Origin of the sequence: Morganella sp. HSTU-ASny43 (genome assembly GCF_022819185.1) — a bacterium.
Classification (GTDB): domain Bacteria; phylum Pseudomonadota; class Gammaproteobacteria; order Enterobacterales; family Enterobacteriaceae; genus Morganella; species Morganella morganii.
In genome coordinates this window covers 1-2500 of sequence record NZ_WSPG01000059.1, presented here as the reverse complement: position 1 = coordinate 2500, position 2500 = coordinate 1, and the positions used below count along the sequence as shown (strand labels likewise).

At 52.2% G+C, this 2500-nt stretch carries 2 rRNA genes (1 of these 2 cut by a window edge); both read right to left on the bottom strand.

Annotated elements, in window-relative coordinates:
• A 23S ribosomal RNA gene (locus GN208_RS17540) occupies positions 1–781 on the bottom strand (its annotated part extends 1360 nt beyond the left edge of the window); the annotation flags it as partial.
• 15 nt (positions 782–796) lie between these two features.
• Positions 797–2339, bottom strand: a 16S ribosomal RNA gene (locus GN208_RS17535).
• Between the last annotated feature and the right edge of the window lie 161 nt (positions 2340–2500).

Sequence of the window (2500 nt, the reverse complement as noted above, 5' to 3'; positions counted from 1 at the left end):
CACCCCCAGCCACAAGTCATCCGCTAATTTTTCAACATTAGTCGGTTCGGTCCTCCAGTTAGTGTTACCCAACCTTCAACCTGCCCATGGCTAGATCACCGGGTTTCGGGTCTATACCCTGCAACTAATTCGCCCAGTTAAGACTCGGTTTCCCTGCGGCTCCCCTATTCGGTTAACCTTGCTACAGAATATAAGTCGCTGACCCATTATACAAAAGGTACGCAGTCACACCCCGAAGGGTGCTCCCACTGCTTGTACGTACACGGTTTCAGGTTCTTTTTCACTCCCCTCGCCGGGGTTCTTTTCGCCTTTCCCTCACGGTACTGGTTCACTATCGGTCAGTCAGGAGTATTTAGCCTTGGAGGATGGTCCCCCCGTATTCAGACAGGATAACACGTGTCCCGCCTTACTCATCGAACTCACACTACCAACACCTTCGGATACAGGGCTATCACCTGCTGCGGCCAGCCTTTCCAGACTGTTCTCCTGATGCTGATAGTGATTAAGGTTCTGGGCTGCTCCCCGTTCGCTCGCCGCTACTGGGGGAATCTCGTTTGATTTCTTTTCCTCGGGGTACTTAGATGTTTCAGTTCTCCCGGTTCGCTTCATTACCCTATGTATTCAGGTAATGATAGTGCAACGAATTGCACTGGGTTTCCCCATTCGGAAATCGCCGGTTATAACGGTTCATATCACCTTACCGGCGCTTATCGCAGATTAGCACGTCCTTCATCGCCTCTGACTGCCTAGGCATCCACCGTGTACGCTTATTCGCTTAACCTCACAACCCGAAAGGTAAGGAGGTGATCCAACCGCAGGTTCCCCTACGGTTACCTTGTTACGACTTCACCCCAGTCATGAATCACAAAGTGGTAAGCGCCCTCCCGGAGGTTAAGCTACCTACTTCTTTTGCAACCCACTCCCATGGTGTGACGGGCGGTGTGTACAAGGCCCGGGAACGTATTCACCGTAGCATTCTGATCTACGATTACTAGCGATTCCGACTTCATGGAGTCGAGTTGCAGACTCCAATCCGGACTACGACGTACTTTATGAGTTCCGCTTGCCCTCGCGGGGTCGCTTCCCTTTGTATACGCCATTGTAGCACGTGTGTAGCCCTACTCGTAAGGGCCATGATGACTTGACGTCATCCCCACCTTCCTCCGGTTTATCACCGGCAGTCTCCTTTGAGTTCCCGCCATCACGCGCTGGCAACAAAGGATAAGGGTTGCGCTCGTTGCGGGACTTAACCCAACATTTCACAACACGAGCTGACGACAGCCATGCAGCACCTGTCTCAGAGTTCCCGAAGGCACCAAAGCATCTCTGCTAAGTTCTCTGGATGTCAAGAGTAGGTAAGGTTCTTCGCGTTGCATCGAATTAAACCACATGCTCCACCGCTTGTGCGGGCCCCCGTCAATTCATTTGAGTTTTAACCTTGCGGCCGTACTCCCCAGGCGGTCGACTTAACGCGTTAGCTCCGGAAGCCACGCCTCAAGGGCACAACCTCCAAGTCGACATCGTTTACAGCGTGGACTACCAGGGTATCTAATCCTGTTTGCTCCCCACGCTTTCGCACCTGAGCGTCAGTCTTTGTCCAGGGGGCCGCCTTCGCCACCGGTATTCCTCCACATCTCTACGCATTTCACCGCTACACATGGAATTCTACCCCCCTCTACAAGACTCTAGCTGACCAGTATCAGATGCAATTCCCGGGTTAAGCCCGGGGATTTCACATCTGACTCAATCAACCGCCTGCGTGCGCTTTACGCCCAGTAATTCCGATTAACGCTTGCACCCTCCGTATTACCGCGGCTGCTGGCACGGAGTTAGCCGGTGCTTCTTCTGTCGGTAACGTCAATTGCCAAGGTTATTAACCTTGACACCTTCCTCCCGACTGAAAGTACTTTACAACCCGAAGGCCTTCTTCATACACGCGGCATGGCTGCATCAGGCTTGCGCCCATTGTGCAATATTCCCCACTGCTGCCTCCCGTAGGAGTCTGGGCCGTGTCTCAGTCCCAGTGTGGCTGATCATCCTCTCAGACCAGCTAGGGATCGTCGCCTAGGTAAGCCGTTACCTCACCTACTAGCTAATCCCATATGGGTTCATCTGATGGCGCGAGGCCCGGAGGTCCCCCGCTTTGGTCCGAAGACATTATGCGGTATTAGCTACCGTTTCCAGTAGTTATCCCCCGCCATCAGGCAGATCCCCATACATTACTCACCCGTCCGCCGCTCGTCAGCAGAGAAGCAAGCTTCTCCCTGTTACCGCCCGACTTGCATGTGTTAGGCCTGCCGCCAGCGTTCAATCTGAGCCATGATCAAACTCTTCAATTAAAAGTGTCTGATGCTCAAAGAATTAAACTGTTTACTGCTGCTTATTACTAAGCTGCTGTATTGGTCACTCTTCAAGACTTCTCAAAAATAATATTTTTTGTGATATGTCCTGCGAGTGCCCACACAGATTGTCTGATAAATTGTTAAAGAGCAGTTGCAAC